The sequence below is a fragment of the Pseudomonas sp. GW822-FHT03F08 genome (genome assembly GCF_058801265.1).
The window spans coordinates 386151-402301 of record NZ_JBXANC010000008.1 but is presented as its reverse complement, the minus strand read 5'-3'; the positions used below and the strand labels follow the sequence as shown (position 1 = coordinate 402301).

15 protein-coding genes are annotated in these 16151 nt (G+C 59.7%); 3 read left to right on the top strand and 12 right to left on the bottom strand.

The genetic code is table 11. From position 1 onward, the window contains the following. Window positions 1-381 precede the first annotated feature (381 nt). The 12 genes from catA to AC1RME_RS21875 all read right to left on the bottom strand — a co-directional run bounded on the left by catA (window position 382) and on the right by AC1RME_RS21875 (window position 11902). Window positions 382-1296, bottom strand: a complete 915-nt coding sequence (gene catA / locus AC1RME_RS21930; RefSeq protein WP_096820707.1) for a catechol 1,2-dioxygenase — start codon at window positions 1294-1296, stop codon at window positions 382-384. A 41-nt stretch (window positions 1297-1337) separates the two neighbouring features. After that, entirely contained in the window at window positions 1338-1628 is a 291-nt protein-coding gene (catC, locus tag AC1RME_RS21925; RefSeq protein ID WP_096820706.1) for a muconolactone Delta-isomerase, read from the bottom strand. A gap of 18 nt (window positions 1629-1646) precedes the next feature. Next, a complete protein-coding gene (locus AC1RME_RS21920; protein WP_096820705.1) occupies window positions 1647-2768 on the bottom strand; it encodes a muconate cycloisomerase family protein in 1122 nt (373 codons plus the stop codon). Between the two features lie 22 nt (window positions 2769-2790). Further along, window positions 2791-3552 carry a 1,6-dihydroxycyclohexa-2,4-diene-1-carboxylate dehydrogenase gene (locus AC1RME_RS21915; RefSeq protein WP_096820704.1) on the bottom strand — a complete coding sequence of 254 codons (762 nt, stop codon included), beginning with the start codon at window positions 3550-3552 and terminating at the stop codon, window positions 2791-2793. Window positions 3553-3579: 27 nt separating this feature from the next. Next, complete coding sequence (gene benC / locus AC1RME_RS21910; RefSeq protein WP_493091745.1) at window positions 3580-4587, bottom strand: benzoate 1,2-dioxygenase electron transfer component BenC; 1008 nt, start codon at window positions 4585-4587, stop codon at window positions 3580-3582. A 46-nt stretch (window positions 4588-4633) separates the two neighbouring features. Further along, window positions 4634-5122, bottom strand: a complete 489-nt coding sequence (gene benB, locus AC1RME_RS21905) for a benzoate 1,2-dioxygenase small subunit (protein WP_493091744.1) — start codon at window positions 5120-5122, stop codon at window positions 4634-4636. Beyond that, window positions 5119-6477 carry a benzoate 1,2-dioxygenase large subunit gene (benA, locus tag AC1RME_RS21900; RefSeq protein ID WP_493091742.1) on the bottom strand — a complete coding sequence of 453 codons (1359 nt, stop codon included), beginning with the start codon at window positions 6475-6477 and terminating at the stop codon, window positions 5119-5121. Before benA ends, benB begins: the two co-directional genes overlap by 4 nt. A 141-nt stretch (window positions 6478-6618) precedes the next feature. Further along, complete coding sequence (locus AC1RME_RS21895) at window positions 6619-7575, bottom strand: AraC family transcriptional regulator (protein WP_493091740.1); 957 nt, start codon at window positions 7573-7575, stop codon at window positions 6619-6621. Between the two features lie 202 nt (window positions 7576-7777). Beyond that, a complete protein-coding gene (locus AC1RME_RS21890; protein WP_255261920.1) occupies window positions 7778-8155 on the bottom strand; it encodes a fe2+ zn2+ uptake regulation protein in 378 nt (125 codons plus the stop codon). 77 nt (window positions 8156-8232) lie between these two features. Continuing rightward, window positions 8233-10437 carry a TonB-dependent receptor gene (locus AC1RME_RS21885; protein ID WP_096820699.1) on the bottom strand — a complete coding sequence of 735 codons (2205 nt, stop codon included), beginning with the start codon at window positions 10435-10437 and terminating at the stop codon, window positions 8233-8235. Between the two features lie 160 nt (window positions 10438-10597). Beyond that, window positions 10598-10999 carry a ParB N-terminal domain-containing protein gene (locus AC1RME_RS21880; protein ID WP_085708451.1) on the bottom strand — a complete coding sequence of 134 codons (402 nt, stop codon included), beginning with the start codon at window positions 10997-10999 and terminating at the stop codon, window positions 10598-10600. Between the two features lie 15 nt (window positions 11000-11014). After that, entirely contained in the window at window positions 11015-11902 is an 888-nt protein-coding gene (locus AC1RME_RS21875; protein WP_096820698.1) for an HpcH/HpaI aldolase/citrate lyase family protein, read from the bottom strand. A gap of 609 nt (window positions 11903-12511) precedes the next feature. Here AC1RME_RS21875 and AC1RME_RS21870 point away from each other — a divergent pair. From AC1RME_RS21870 to AC1RME_RS21860, 3 genes are read left to right on the top strand one after another with little or no spacing between them, the layout of a single operon-like run. Beyond that, window positions 12512-13906, top strand: coding sequence for a Y4yA family PLP-dependent enzyme (locus tag AC1RME_RS21870; RefSeq protein WP_096820697.1), 1395 nt, complete (start codon window positions 12512-12514; stop codon window positions 13904-13906). A gap of 14 nt (window positions 13907-13920) precedes the next feature. Continuing rightward, a complete protein-coding gene (locus AC1RME_RS21865; protein WP_096820696.1) occupies window positions 13921-14964 on the top strand; it encodes a PLP-dependent cysteine synthase family protein in 1044 nt (347 codons plus the stop codon). A 28-nt stretch (window positions 14965-14992) separates the two neighbouring features. After that, complete coding sequence (locus AC1RME_RS21860) at window positions 14993-16141, top strand: NAD/NADP-dependent octopine/nopaline dehydrogenase family protein (RefSeq protein ID WP_096820695.1); 1149 nt, start codon at window positions 14993-14995, stop codon at window positions 16139-16141. The last annotated feature ends 10 nt before the right edge of the window (window positions 16142-16151 follow it).

Here is a 16151-nt window from a genome sequence, read left to right as displayed (position 1 = left end):
GCCGGCAGTGATCAGGCCTTGTTTTTCGCCGGTAACCGACATGTACGCGGGTGTTGCCATGGGGTGTGCTCCTTGCTCAAAAGACAGGACCGGACGGCGTGATTGCCTGTCCAGGTGGCAAAGGAGTAATCAAAAGTCGTGCCAGCTATCATATGGCCATTACCTATCAAGGGCTTACGAAGTTCACGCGGGATTTTTTCGATTTTTGCTGTAGGAAACAGCGAAAAAGTGCGCAAGAAGTTGCGCAGTACTGCGCAACTTCTTGCGCACTTGGCTGTAGGCCTTGATCGGCAAGGCCTGTAGCGGTTTTTAACCTGGTTTTATTACGAACAACTGCGCAACTTCTTGCGCAGTTCAACCAATCCGGTCAGAGCTCTGGAATCAGGATTCCTGCAACGCCCGTGGCCGTTGACTGCGCTGTTCGGCTGCCGAATCCGGCGCCTGTTGCAACTGGAAGTCGAACTTCAATTCGGCACGACGCCCCGCGGCATCCTCACGAAACTCGACTTCCCCGACCAACCCTTCACGGGTCGCATAGGCGAAGTCATCCCACAGGTATTTGTCCCCCGACAGATTGATCTGCGTCGTCAGGTGTCGATGCCCAGGCGCGGAAATGAAGAAGTGAATATGAGCCGGGCGCTGGCCGTGGCGGCCAAGCAGGTTCAGGCATTCCTGGGTCGGGCCCTGGGGATCGCAGCCATAACCGGAAGGCACGATGCTGCGGGCACGGTAGCGGCCTTCGGCGTCGGTGATGATCCGGCGGCGCAGGTTGTATTCGGACTCACTCTGGTCGAAGAACGAGTACGTGCCCTTGGTGTTGGCATGCCACAGGTCGACCGTGGCGCCGGCCAGCGGCTGGCCCTGCGGATCGAACACCTGGCCTTCGATAAACATCACCGTGGCGACACCCTCTTCGCTGCCGTCGTCCATCCGGCATTCACCTTCGTACAGCGGCGCCCCGGCCACGTACAACGGGCCTTCGATGGTGCGCGGTGTGCCGCCGGTCAAACCGATCTGCGCATCCTTGGCGTCCTGCAGCAGGTCGAGAAAATGCTCAAGGCCGAGGCCGGCGACCAGCAGCCCGGCTTCGGAGCGGCCGCCCAGACGGTTAAGGTAATCGACGGCTTTCCAGAATTCGTCTTCGCTGATGTCGAGGTCTTCGATGATCCGAGCGGTGTCCTGCAACACCCGCAAGACGATGGTTTTCAAGCGCGAGCTGCCGCCATCGTTGGCAAAACCGGCAACTTCTTCGAAGAACTTCTGCAATTGGGCAGTATGGGCAATGTTCACGGTCATGATGTTCACCTCATCTTGTTGTTGTGGGGTTGAGTCCGTGCTCAGCGGTCGTCGGCGTGGATCGACGAGGGATGACGGCAAAGGCCGTCGATCTCGATGTCCATGTAGGGAAACAGCGGTAAAAGCATCAGGGTGTCGTGCAGCGCCTCGACGCTGGGTACGTCGAACACGCTGTAATTGGCGTAGTGCCCGGCGATGCGCCAGAGGTGTCGCCACTGGCCTTCGCGTTGCAGGCGCTGGGCGAGTTCTTTCTCGTCGGCCTTGAGCTTTGTGGCAACGGCCGGGTCCAGGTCGGCGGGCAATTTCACGGTCATTTTTACGTGGAACAGCATGGCGTTCTCCTTGGGGAATCAGTGCCGGCGAAAACGCGCCAAGCGCTCTTCATCCAGCGTCAGGCCCAGGCCTGGGGTACGTGGAATATGCAGGTGAAAGTCGCGGTACTGCGGGCGCTCGGTGACGATGTCTTCGGTCAGCAACAACGGGCCGAACAGCTCGGTGTCCCACGTCAGTTGCCTGAGTGTGAGGAACGCGTGGGCCGAGGCCAGCGTACCGATGGAACCTTCGAGCATGGTGCCGCCGTACAGGGCGATGCCGGCGGCTTCGGCGATTTGCGCAGTGCGCAATACGGCGCGCGGACCGCCGTTCTTGGCGATCTTCAGGGCGAAGACGCTGGCGGCGCCGTCGGCGGCGAGGCTGAACGCGTCTTCCACGCTTTCGATGGATTCGTCGGCCATGATCGGCGCCGGGCTGCGCTGGTTCAGACGAATCTGCCCGGAACGATTGACTCGCGAGATCGGCTGCTCGATCAGGTCGATACCGTTATCGCCCAACACCTGACAGCCACGAATCGCCTGGGATTCGTCCCAGTACTGGTTGACGTCGACCCGCACACTGGCGCGATCACCCAAGGCTTTCTTGATCGCCACCACATGCTTGAGATCCTGCTCCAGCGGGTCGGCGCCGATCTTCAGTTTGAAGATCCGATGCCGTCGCAGATCAAGCATCTGCTCGGCCTCGGCGATGTCGCGGGCGGTGTCGCCACTGGCCAGTGTCCAGGCGACTTCGAGGCTGTCGCGGACCCGTCCGCCGAGCAGTTCGCTCACGGGCAGGCCAAGGCGTTTGCCTTGGGCGTCGAGCAACGCGCTCTCGATCCCGGACTTGGCGAAGGTGTTGCCCTTGGCGATCTTGTCGAGCTTCTGCATGGCGGCGTTGATGTTGCTCGCGTCCATGCCGATCAGCGCCGGCGCCAGGTGCGCGTCGATGTTGGCCTTGATGCTTTCCGGGCTTTCGTAGCCATAGGCCAGGCCGCCGATGGTGGTGGCTTCGCCGATGCCTTCGATGCCGTCGCTGCAGCGCAGGCGCAGGATCACCAGCGTCTGGTTCTGCATCGTGTGCATCGCCAGTTTGTGCGGGCGGATGGTCGGCAGGTCGACGATGATCGTCGACAGGTTTTCAATCAGGATTCGGTTCATTGAGATGTCCATTCAATAGGTGTCAGCCGAGATCGCCGCCACCGACCGGCAAGGTCACGCCAGTGATGTAGGAGGCCTCGTCCGAGGCCAGAAACAGGATCGCGCCGACCTGTTCGTCGAGGGTTCCGTAGCGTTTCATCAGGCTGCTATCGAGGGTTTGCGCGACGATTTCCTGATACCAGGCTTGCTCCTGCGCGGACTGTTCGGCGGTGTTTCGCGGAATGCGCCGGGGAGGTGCTTCAGTGCCGCCTGGCGCGGTGGCGTTGACCCGGATCCCGCGCTCGGCATTCTCGAAGGCCAGGCAGGCAGTCAGCGCATTGATCCCGCCCTTGGCTGCGCCGTAGGGAACGCGGTTCAGACTGCGGGTCGCAATCGACGATACGTTGACGATGGCGCCGCGCCCCTGCTTGAGCATGTACGGCAATGCGGCGTGGCAGCACCACAACGTCGGGAACAGCGAGCGGCGCACTTCGGCCTCGATCTGCTCGACGTCGTAGTGCTCGAACGGCTTGGCCCAGATGGTGCCGCCGACGTTGTTGACCAGCACATCCAGGCGCCCGAATGCATCGACGGCGGCGCTCATCACCCGGGCGCAATCGGTGTATTGCTCAAGGTCGGCGGTCAGCGACAAAACGCCCTCGCCTTGCAGTTCGTGAACCAGTGCGGAGCGGTCGACGGCGACGACGTGTGCGCCCTCTTCCAGCAATCGCTCGCACACCCGGCGACCGATGCCCTGCGCCGCGCCTGTGACCAGCGCGACCTTGTTGGCGAATCTGTTGTTCATGACAACCTCGACATTCAGAAAAAAGACTCAGGCCGCCGCGAACTTCTCGTAGTAGAAATTCGCCGGCGTGATGCCCTGCTCGCGGATGTACTGGCTGACCGCCTCGACCATCGGCGGCGGGCCGCACAGGTACACGTCGACATCGCCTTCATTAAGGTGACGTGGTTCGATGTGCTGGGTGACGTAGCCCTTGAGCGGATGCTGGCTCTGCGGATTGGCCACGCAGGCGCCGAAGCTGAAATTCGGGATGCGCGCGGCGAAGGCTTCGAGGCGGTCAAGTTCAACCAGATCGAAATCGTTGGTCACGCCGTAGATCAGGTGTACCGGGTGCTCGCTGCCCTGCTCGGCGATTTTCTCCAGCATCGCCGTGAACGGGGCGAGCCCGGTGCCGCCCGCCAACAGCAGCAGCGGCCGCTTGATTTGCCGCAGGTAAAAACTGCCCAGCGGCCCGGCGAGATTCAGGCTGTCGCCGGCCTTGGCCAGCCCGGTCAGGAAGCTGCTCATCAAGCCGCCGGGGACATTGCGGATCAGGAAACTGACCTCACCGTTCTTCTGCAACGAGCTGAAGGAATAGGCACGGGATTGCTCGCTGCCCGGCACTTGCAGGTTGACGTATTGCCCCGGCAGGAACGCCAGTTTGCTCAGGGACTCACCCTTGATCGACAGCGCGATGGTGCTCTCGGAGAGCTGACGAACATCGCTGATCGACGCCTGATAACTCGCCTGTTCGGTCTTGCACACCTGCGAGCCGACCGGCACCCGCACCACGCAATTGCTTTCGGCGCGCATCTGGCAGGTCAGGACGTAACCCTGGGCCAGTTCGTCTTCACTCAGGGCGTCTTCGATGAAGTTGTCGCCCATGTCGTATCGCCCGGCCTCAGCGAAACATTTGCAGGTGCCGCAGGCGCCGTCGCGGCAGTCCAGCGGGATGTTGATGCCTTGGCGATACGCCGCGTCGGCAACAGTTTCGTGGCCCGAGGCCTCGATGAAACGAGTGACCCCGTCTTCGAAATTCAGTGCGATCTGGTAACTCATGGTGCACCTCGCTCACAGCGTCGAGCCCGGCTCGCCGCCGTCTCGATCAGATGTGGTAGATGTCGATGACCTGACGGACGTAATCGTTCTTCAGCACGACTTTCTTGGCCTTGATCAGTGGTTGTTCGCCGCGCAGGTCGAGGGTGTAGAAACTGGTGCCGAAGTAGCTGTCGGTGACCTGATAGCGAAAGCTCAGGGTGTGCCAGTTGAAGCGCACCTGGCATTGCCCTTTGCCCTGCTCGACGATCTCGATGTTGCTCAGGTTGTGCGAAGTGCGGGTGTCGGGGATGGTCGCGCTGGAGCGCTCGGTCTTGATCCGGAATACCCGGTCTTCGAGGCCGCCACGGTTGCCGTACCAGATCAGCGAGATTTCGCTTTGCGGGTCTTCGGTCAGGGTGTCGTGATCGTCCCAGGCCGGCATCCAGAAACTGGCGTCGGCAGCGTAGAGTTCCAGCCACTGATCCCACTGGCCATCGTCGAGATAGCGTGCTTCGCGGTAGAGAAAATCGCGCACGGTGTCGTAGAGGTTGCTCATTGCACGGCCTCCACGGGGATCAGGTTTTTATCGCTGGCAACGGCCTTGAGCATGGTTTCCTGCCAGTACTTGTGTTGCAGCACGAACAGGCCTTCGTCTTCGGTACGCATGCCGGACAGCAATGGCTTGAGGTCGATTTCCTCGGCCGCCGCGTCCGCGCCTTCGACCCAATGGGTCGCGCCACGGGACATGTCGTTCCAGCCGCGCCCGGCACCGTAGCCGGTCTGGCACGAGCGGAATTCTTCGAGGTCATCCGGGGTGGCCATGCCGCTGACGTTGAAGAAGTCTTCGTATTGGCGAATGCGTTTAGCCCGAGCCTCGGCGCTCTCGCCTTTGGGCGCGATGCAATAAATGGTGATCTCGGTCTTGTCGACGGAGATCGGCCGGGCGATGCGGATCTGCGAACTGAACTGATCCATCAGATACACGTTGGGGTACAGGCACAGGTTGCGCGAGTTCTCGATCATCCAGTCGGCGCGAGCCTGGCCAAAGTCCCGAACCAGTTCATCGCGACGCTCGTACGCCGGACGGTCCTCGGGGTTGGCCCAGCGGGTCCAGAGCAGCAGATGGCCGTGCTCGAACGAGTAGAAACCACCCCCCTTCTTCGCCCAGCTGCCGGCGCTCATGGTCTTGATTTCTTCACCGGCGTCGCGCTGCTGACGCTGGTTCTGAGTGGCGGCGTAGTTCCAGTGCACGGAGCTGACGTGATAGCCGTCGGCGCCATTTTCGGCGGTGAGTTTCCAGTTGCCTTCATAGATGTAAGAGCTGGAACCACGCAGCACTTCCAGGCCTTCGGGGGATTGATCGACGATCATGTCAATGATCCTGGCCGACTCACCCAGGTGCTCGACGAGAGACTTCACGTCGGCATTCAGGCTGCCGAACAGAAAGCCGCGATAGGATTCGAAACGCGCGACTTTGGTCAGGTCGTGGGAGCCTTCGCAGTTGAAGCCTTCGGGGTAGCCGGCCTCGCTCGGGTCCTTGACCTTGAGCAGTTTGCCGCTGTTGTTGAACGTCCAGCCGTGGAACGGACAGGTGTAGCTGGAACGATTGCCGGACTTGTGCCGGCAGAGCATGGCGCCGCGATGGCTGCACGCATTGAGAAAGGCATTGAGTTCACCGGCCTTGTTGCGGGCGATGAAGACGGGTTGGCGGCCCATCGTTGTGGTCAGAAAGTCATTGACGTTGGGGATCTGGCTTTCATGGGCGAGGTAGATCCAGTTGCCTTCGAAGATGTGCGCCATCTCCAGTTCGAACAGCCGTGGATCGGTGAACATCTCCCGCTTGCAGCGGTAGGCACCCTTCTCGGGGTCCTCTTCAAGCATGGCATTGAGGTAGTCGATTCCCAGGGACATGGCCGGGGCCTCCATTGTTATTGTTCAGGCCAGGTCAGATTAGGGAGGCAACGCGGGAGGCAATATCCGAATCCTGCAGAGCGTTATCCGTTTTGTGCAGGACGGCGCGGCAGGTGCTTCAGGTTGTTTCGGGGCGGGAATTCAGTGGCGGCGTTTGAAGGTCACGGACGGCAGTTCGCCGAACTGCTGGCGATAGCTTTCGGAGAAACGCCCGAGGTGCAGGAAGCCGTAGTCCAGCGCCAGTTCGGTGAGGTTGCGCACCGGGCAACTCGGATCGCTGAGGCAGGCATGAATACGTTCCAGCTTGCGCTGGCGGATGTATTGCATCGGGGTCACGCCAAGCTGGCGTTCGAACAAGACGTAGAGTGAGCGGAGGCTCATGTTCGCCTGTGTGGCCAGGTGCTCGGCAGGCAGATCCTGTTTCAGGTTGCGCTCTATATAGTCGAGGATTCGCTCGAAACTGACGCTCGGTGAACTCAGGCATTCACGGCTGACGTTGGTGTTCATCAGCGAAATCAGTTTGCTGCCGACGATCTGCGCGTAATGCTCCTGCACCCGCAGCAACGGATCGCTGGCTTCGGCTTCTTGGCAGATCATGCCGAGCAGGTTGGTAAAACCTTCCAACTCATCGAGCCGGTAATGATTGCGCAGAAACCGGATGCCACCGGCAGGATGCAACCAGCGCTGCTCGTCGCACACCGACTCCAGCACGCTGACCGGCACCTTGAGGATGAATTTCTCGCAATCGTCGGAATAGGTCAGATCGACCGGATCGTCCGGGTTGATCAACAACAATTCGCCCGGCACCAGATGATGCTCGCACTTGGGACCGCGCCACAGACAGTTGCCTTGCAGCAGGACTTGCAGGTGATAGACCGTTTCCAGCGCCACTGAAGTGACGCGAACGCTGCCGCCATAGCTGATACGACACAGATCGAGGTCGGCGAGTTTGCGATGGTTGAGGCTGGCTTGGGGATGGGTAGTCCGGGACAGGCCGATGAAATGCTGGCCGACGTGCTGGTTCACATAGTCGGAGACGGCATACGGGTCAGCGTGGCGAAACACGCTGCTGCGGTCGCTCAGCAGGCGGTTGTCCATGGGCAAGGCACTCGATCTTCTATTTATTGTGTGATCACGGGTGGTTCACCGGTCACAGTACGCCGGAGTGTCGGGGTGGGCAATTGGACGAAGGTTTGGCTGTCCGGTGATCGAACGCTTTCATCGAATCGGGATTGACGGCCCCAAACGAAAAAACCACCCGCGAACAGGTGGTTTGGATCAGGACAGCAAACGCAGTCATTCAGCGGTCGGCATGCTGCTCCAGCAAGGTGTAGGCTTCGCCGGTAAACCGGTAGCTCTTGTCAGGCTGAAACACGATGACGCCCTCCTCGCACAAACGCTTGAGCACTTCCCTGACGCTGATGAACTGAATGCCGCTGACAAACGCCTGCAGATACCCATGCACCCCGCGCCCGCCAACGGCGCGTCCTTCGCGTGCTGCAACCAGCAAGGCATCGATCACTTTGATCCGGATCAGACTGGTGCGCAGCCCGTAATAATGCAGCAGCTCACGGATATGCTCATTGGTGCTGCGCTCGAAATCGAAGGCCCGCTGCCCCTTCGCCAACGAAAACTGCGATTGCTTGCCAGAGGACGTCGATGCCGGGCTGGTTAACATGCAAATGCTCCTTTTTATGATCAGCCGCTGTGCGTAGCTCTATATAGAAGAAGGCGCACTCAGCAGTGCGCCCCCGATCAGAAGTCGACGGTCGCCGACAACTGCAACGTGCGTGGATAGCCCGGGGAGAACGCGCCGTAGGACGCCACACCTGACCAGTACTCACGATCAAACACGTTCTGCACCGTGGCCCGGAATGTCGTCGGCCGACCTTCGATCTTGGTGGCGTAGCGAGCGCCGGCGTCGATGCGGGTCCAGGAAGGCAGCTCCTGGGTGTTGGCCTGATTGACGTATTGGCTGTCGGTGTAGATCGCGCCGCCGGTCAGGGTGAAACCTTCGACCCACGGTGTATCCCACTCCGCCCAGAGGTTGGCCTGGACATCCGGCACGCCCACCGGTTTGTTGCCACGGTTGGCGGCGGTGGCCGAGTCCGTCAGTTCGCCGTCCAGCAAGGTCACGCCGCCCATCAGGCGAGTGCCCGGCGCGACTTCACCGAACATGCTCAACTCGACGCCACGGTTACGTTGTTCGGCCTGCACCGAGAACACATTGCCGGCGCCGATTTCGCCACTCGGTTTCTCGATCTGGAACAGGGCCAGAGTCGTCATGAACGTACCGTGTTCGTACTTCACACCGATTTCATGTTGCTTGGACTTGTAAGGGGCGAACGTTTCGCCGGAGTTGGCTGCGGTGCCTGGAGCGATATCACCTTTGCTCAGGCCTTCGACGTAGTTGTAGTACAGCGAAACGTCTTCCCATGGTTTGACCACTACGCCTGCCAGCGGTGTGGTCGCACTGTCGTCGTAGCGGGAGCTGACCGAGCCCGAGGCGTTGTAGTTACGCGATTCGATGTCCTGTCGGCGTACGCCGAGGGTCAACTGAATCCGGTCATCCAGAAAACCGAGGGTATCGGTCAGTGCGACGCCAGACAGTTCCGATTCGGAAATGCGCAGCACTTTCGGCGAGCTGATGTACTGCTTGGGCACGTCTACCGGGTGATAGATGTTCGAGCGGATTTCCGTGCCGTTGTTGATGCCACGGGACAATTCGTCCTGATAACGGGTCGCCATGACCGTGGTCGTGTGGGTGACCGGGCCGGTGGCGAACAGTGCACGCATCCCCACGTCAGCCGTCGAACGGTCGACGTTGAATTTGTAGTAACCGGGAATGTTGCTGGTGTCGCCGGCGTCGTTGAGGATTCGCGGTACCTGGTCGGACATGCGCTTGACGTCGGAGCGACCGCCGCCGGCGTGGGCGAACACGGTCAGGTTATCGTTGAGGTCATACTCGCCGCCGAGCAATGCCGACTGCTCCTTGGTGTCCGACCAGCCCCAGTCCTGCGGCAGGTTGGTGCGGCCGTTCGGCGCCGATGGAACCTTCACACCCGGTGCAATGGTGAACGGTCGCGAGGCCGCGTCGAAGCTCTCTTTCTGGCTGATGTAATCCAGGTTCAGGCGCAACCGCTCGCCCTTGTAATCGAGTGCGATGGCGCCGATGTTCAGCGCGCGTTCCTGATCGTTGATCGCGGTGTCGCCGCCCTGAGTGCTGCCGTTGAAACGGATGCCAAACTGGTTCTCGCTGCCGAAACGCCGACTGACGTCCAGATGCCCGCCCACTTGCGAGTCGGACGCGTAAGTGCCGGTGAAGCGGGTCAGGTCTTCGTCCAGTGGTCGTTTGGGCACGATGTTGATCACACCGCCAACGCCGCTGTTGGGGGAAATGCCGTACATCAGCGCACCCGGCCCTTTGAGCACTTCAACGCGTTCGGCGTATTCGGTGAACACCCGATAGTTGGGCGCGACGCCGTACACACCGTCGTAGGCCAGCTCGCCGAGGTTGCCCTCGCCTATCGCAAATCCACGGATGAAAAACGAATCGACGATGCCGCCGGTCTGCCCGGTGGAGCGTACCGAAGGATCGCGTTCCAGCGCATCGGCCACGGTCACCGTTTGCAGATCGGCGAGGGTCTTGGCGGTGTAGCTGGTCACGCTGAACGGCGTGTCCATCACATCCTTGTTGCCCATCATCCCCAGCCTTGCGCCTCGGGCGACCTGGCCTCCGGCGAGCACTTCCGGCAAGGCAGTCGCGCCGTTGTAGCTGCCCGTAACGTTGGTGGTATCCAGCGTCAGCCCTTCCGTGGCGGCGACGTCCTGTTGCTCGGATTGCTTGGGGTCTGCTGCCCAGGCAGTGGCGCTTCCTGCGGCCAGAATAGAACTCAGCATGGCGGTGCGAATAGCCAGCGTTAACGCGCGTTCACTGCAAGGTCGACGTGCAACAGACATGACGATGGGGTCCTTCTCGAATGACGGAAAATGGTAATGACTCCTATTTGCCAGTCGACAATCGAAAAAGTATCAGCGTCGTTGAATATTTTTTTGCGAGCGGATGGCTCGGAAGAGAACGTCCGGAGGATGGGCTGCGAAGCCCACCCTCCGACGCCGGTCAGTCGTACAGGCATTGCAGCGGAATGGAGATCACCGGCAGCGCGGGGTCGAACGCGTGCCGGGTGGTCTTGTACGGGAACAGTTCGCCGCGCTCGATGGTGGTGAAAATCCGCGCCACTTCGAACGCCTGCCCGGTCTGCCAGTGCCGTACACAGACTCGCGGATCGGCGTAGTCGAGCTGGATGCACGGCACCCGTTTCAACCCCAGCGCCCGCGCCGCGTTGAACCGGTGATTGCCGTCCATCACGATGCCCCGGGAGCGCTCGACGATGATCGGTTCCAGCCAGTGCCCGGCCTGGATGATCGCCTCGCGCAGCCGCTGCACGTTGAGCGGATCGACCTGCTCGGATTGCCGCACGTCGCACAGTGGCCGCAGGGCAATCTGGTAACCATGTCCCATGATGCGTCCCCCGTTTCAGCAGGCATCCGCGTTGGCGACCAGCGCGTACTGGCTGGCCATGTCCCGCAGGCGTTGCGCCTGCTCGATCAGCGGCAGATCGACCATTTCACCGTCGACTTGCACCGCGTGGCTGCCCCCGGCCACGGCGTTAAGGACCCGATCCGCCCACGCCAGTTGGCGGGCGTTGGGCAGGTAGGCTTTCTGCACCGTGGCGATTTGCGAAGGATGGATACACAACTTGGCGCCGAACCCCAGCGACCGGGCGTAACGCGAGTCGCGCTCGACCACCGCCATGTCGCTGATGGCCGGGGTCACGCCATCGATCGGTGCAGGCAAACCGGCGACGCGCGACGCCAGCACGATGCGATTGCGAGCGAACAGAAACGCCTCGGGAATCTGGCTGCAATCGATGTCCAGGGAGAAATCCAGCGAACCGAATGCCAGCCGTGCCAAACCGGGAATCGCCGCAATTGCCTCGACCTGATGCAAGCCTTTGGCAGTCTCGATGATGGCGACGATTTGCAGGTCGGGGTTCCACGCCAACAGGCGTTCGACCACACGAGAGAGGCTCTCTGGACATTCGGCCTTGGGCAGGAAAATCCCTGCGCAGCGCTCGGGATAGCGCATGTCACCCAGCCAGGTCATGTCCTGGCGAAACAGCGAACTGCCGACGCTGTTCAACCGGATGTAACGCTGGCAGGCGGTTTCGGGTGTGCTCTGCTGCCAAGCCCAGATCGATGCCCGGGCCACGGCTTTGCTGTTCGGATGAACGGCATCTTCGAGGTCGAGAATGATCGCATCCGGCCCGGCTTCGACCGCTTTGGAAAAGCGCTCCGGCCGGTTGCCGGGAACGAACAGGTAGCTGATGGGAAGCGTGGCATTGGTGCTGTGACGAACAGTCATCGGGACTCTCCTGAGCGTGCTTCAGTCGTGGGTTTTCAAAAAAATTCGAACACCTGTTACAGGGGGAAAACCAGGTTGCATCCGGGTGTCTTGAATCAACCGCCAACACCTTGAATAACAAGGCGTTGACGGTTTTTAAAATCAACACGCGAGCGCTTACTTGAGCATGCGAATAAGCGGCTTCGCACTCCTCTGTTGTGTGTGTTCATTCAAAAATATTTGAAAACCTTACTTGATAATCATTCCTGTTCGCAATATTGTTCGAGCCGCTGACAGGGTCAAGACTCAAATCAAGACCTGAAATTTTGTTCACGAAAAGTTCGGCGCAATGATGTCATTTACATGTCAGGTAATGGCACTTTAAAAGAGACAAGGCCATCAGTTATTGGCCTTCTCCTTGCCTGCCTGAGCCTTAAGGAGTGGGGTTCTCATGAAACAGTTTTGTGAAAATTTTATGAAAGAAAATACCCCGAGTTTATTTGCTGAGCGGATCTGTCATCCGCCTCCACCTCTTTAAACACTCGTATCTGACGAGCAGCAAGAACACACGACTCGACAAGCATTAGTTGTCGACCTGCACATGGCGATTATCGACGCCAGAGGTTTTCTATGCCTGAATCAATTGCGCCGACAGTTAAAGAAACAATCGAAACCCAATACCCAAAAGTGCTGAAACCGTTACTTGATCCTGTTATCGATAACTTTCTTAAACATTCTCCGAAAGCACTTGCCGAACTTGTTAAACAACACGGATCCCCACTGAACCTGGTGTGGCCGCATGCGTTTGAAGCCAATGCTCAAGCGCTGCAATCGGTGTTGAAACGACACGACGTCGACTACGCGATTTTCTACGGTGCCAAAGCCAACAAGTCACAATGCCTGCTGGCTGCGGCATCGGCGTCGGGCATCGGCACCGATGTATCGAGTCTCTTCGAGCTGCAAGCGGCACTGCGCGCCGGAACCCCGGCGGAACATCTGTGTGCGACCGGGCCGGCCAAAACGGCAGCGTTTCATAACGCACTGGTGCAAGGCGGATCGCTGATTTGTGTGGACTCACTGGAAGAGTTCAGCCATCTCAAAGCGTTGCTCGACACTTCGCAACCACCGGCCAAAGCCCGGATCCTGCTGCGTTACAGGCCGACAAGTTGCCCGGCGAGCCGATTCGGAATGGGTGCGGATGATTTGTTTCAGTGCCTGCAATACCTGATCGAACAACGTGAGTCGTTCCACTTCGAAGGCTTCCATTTCCACCTCGGCGGTTACGGTTACGAAACCCGGGTACAGGCTTTCCGTGAAGTCACCGGCTTCATCGATGCGGCAAGGGAAATGGGCCTCGACCCGGTCATGATCGATATCGGTGGTGGCCTGCCGATGCGGTATGTAGACCCGCAGGACTACAACAGCTTTTTGCAGAACGACAACAATCCTGGTCATTATCAGAATGGTCGAGTGCCCAACGCTTATTACCCTTATGGCAGCAGTCTGACGGCTTGCCAGTGGCTGGAGTTATTCCTGGAGTCCGATCACTCCCCGGGAAAAACCATCACGAGTTACTTGAAGAGTCAGAATATAAAACTGGCACTGGAGCCTGGCCGAAGTCTGGTTGACCAAGCCGCCATCACCATCTTTCGCGTAACCCGCACAAAACAACTGACCGACAACAAAGTTGTGATTTTCGCCGAAGGCAGCAGTTTCAGCGCATGCGAAACCTGGTTCTCGTCTGAATACCTTGTCGATCCAATCCTGATCACTTCGAAAGAGTCGAAACTTGCTCCAATGCAAGCCTACATTGCCGGGCATAGTTGCCTTGATGACGACGTGATCACTCATCGCCTGATCAACTTCGATACACCACCACAAACCGGCGACTTATTGATCTACGCCAACACTGCCGGTTATCAGATGGACTTGCTGGAAAACGAATTTCATCGCCACCCGTTGCCACAGCGACTGAGGGCGACGTGTTGTACGGAAGGTAACTACGCATTCACACCTGACTATTAAGGGAAGACGTCCAGATGATACTGAATAAAGTTTCGGATCTTATTGGCAATACACCAATGTTGGGCATCGATGTTCCGGATACCAACGCCCGACTTCTGCTGAAGATAGAGAAGAACAACCCCGGTGGCAGTATTAAAGACCGCATGGCGCGAAACATGGTGCTGGCGGCGCTCAAGTCCGGAAAGTTGAAACCCGGTGGCGTGGTCGTGGAATCGTCTTCCGGCAATACCGGCATCGGCCTGGCCATGGCAGCCGTTGAGTTCGACCTGCATTTCATTGCCGTGGTCGATCACCATGCGGCGCAAGACAAGATCGCGGTGATGAAGGCACTGGGGGCGGAAATCCGCTTTGTCGCCGGCACTTACCGGGAAGACGAAGTGGCTGTGGTCGAGCGTCAACGGCTGGCCGCCGAGCTCGCCTCGCAGATCCCCGGCGCGGTGTTCATGAACCAGTCGGACAACGCGGCCAACGCCGGCGGCTACAGCGATTTCGTCCGTGAAACCATTGCCCAGGCCGGTGGCCACATCGGCGCGTACGTTGGTTGCGTCGGCACCGGCGGCTCAATGACCGGTATCGCCCGCGGTCTGAAACTGCACAACCCGGACATCGTCACCGTGGCCGTCGAACCGGCCGGTTCCATCGTCTTCGGTCATCCCGGCTATCCGTATTACCAGTCGGGAACCGGCACCCCGGCCGGCGACACCGTGGGCCTGGTGCTCGACTACAGCTGCATCGACCTGGGCTTGCAAGTCACCGATTCCCAGGCCTTCGAAACCGCCCGCTACATCGCGCGCAATCTGGCCCTGCTGGTCGGCGGCTCGACTGGTGGCGCGATCTTCAAGGCGCTGGAGCTGATTCACAAAGGCACGCTGACCGGCAATGTCGTGGTGCCGATTGCCGACGGCGGCGAGAAATACCTGCACACCGTATTCGACGACAACTGGCTGGAAGAACGAGACCTGCTGGACCCCGGCGTCGCACCGCAACTGGATCGCTGGCTGGGCAAGACCCGCTGGCTGGAATCCGACGCCACTCCCCTGCAATTGAGCGTCGCCTGACGCGTCTCCCACACAGGAAAGTCTCTGTATGAAACCGCTGAAAGTCGCCATCTGCGGCGCAGGCCGGACCGGGCATCTGAATGCCATCCTGTTTAAACAGCTGCCCAATGTTCAGGTCTCGATGCTCACCAACAATAAGGAGGTGGTCGACCGGCACCTCGCCAACCTGCCGATGCAGGCGCTGATGCCGGACGGCTCGACACTGAGCGCCCGGCCGGATCAGGTCAGCACCGATGCCAGTGTCGTGGTGGCCGACGCCGACATCGTGATCATCACGGTTCCGGCCCATGCCCGACCACAAACCCTGCAAGCCATCGCGCCGCATTTGAGTTCGGGCAAACCGGTGTACGTCGGCGCCATTCCGGGTTTCTGCGGCTTCGACTGGCTGGCGGAAGCCACGTTGGGCGAACGTTCGAACGTGGTGATCTGGGGCATGAAGGATGTGCCGCACACCGCGTTCGATCTGAAGCCGGGCGTGTCGGTGAAGATGGGCGGCGGCAAGAGCCAGTTGTATGTGGCGATGCATGACCGGGAATCAGCGCAATCACGGCAGCACCTGGAAGAAATCCTTACCACGCTGTACGGCCCCTGCGTGACGATGCTCGACCACTACCTGGAAATCACCCTGACACCGGGCAATCCGATCATGCACAGCTCGGTGATTTACGGGTTGATCGGTCCCTACGGCCAGTGGCATCGCAAGATCTTCCCGCAGCGCATGTGCTGGTGGACCGAGTGCCCCGAGCTGGGCGCCTATTTCCTCGAACGCATGGATCAGGAAAGTCAGGAACTGTGCAGCGTGATCAGCCAGCGCATGGGCATCGACCTGTCTTCGGTCAAATCCCTCAAGCAGGAAATCGTCGAGGCCTACGGCGAACAGATCCGCGATCAGAGCAGCATGCTGTCGATCCTGCGCACCAACCAGGCCTACAACGACATCCTCGCCCCGATGATTCCAGCCGATGACAACCGCGCCGGCTACGTGATCGAACGTGAAAGCCGCGCCTTCAATGAAGACGTCGCCTACGGCCTGGTGCTGCTGGTGGAAATGGCCCGGCGCTTCGAACTGAAAGTCCCCTACATCGAAGAAGTCCTGCAATGGAGCGTTTCCTACATGCAGGGCCTGCGCGACTCGGCGCTCGACTACTTCCCCAGCCAATGGCCGCGCACGGCGTGAGCGGGTTCAA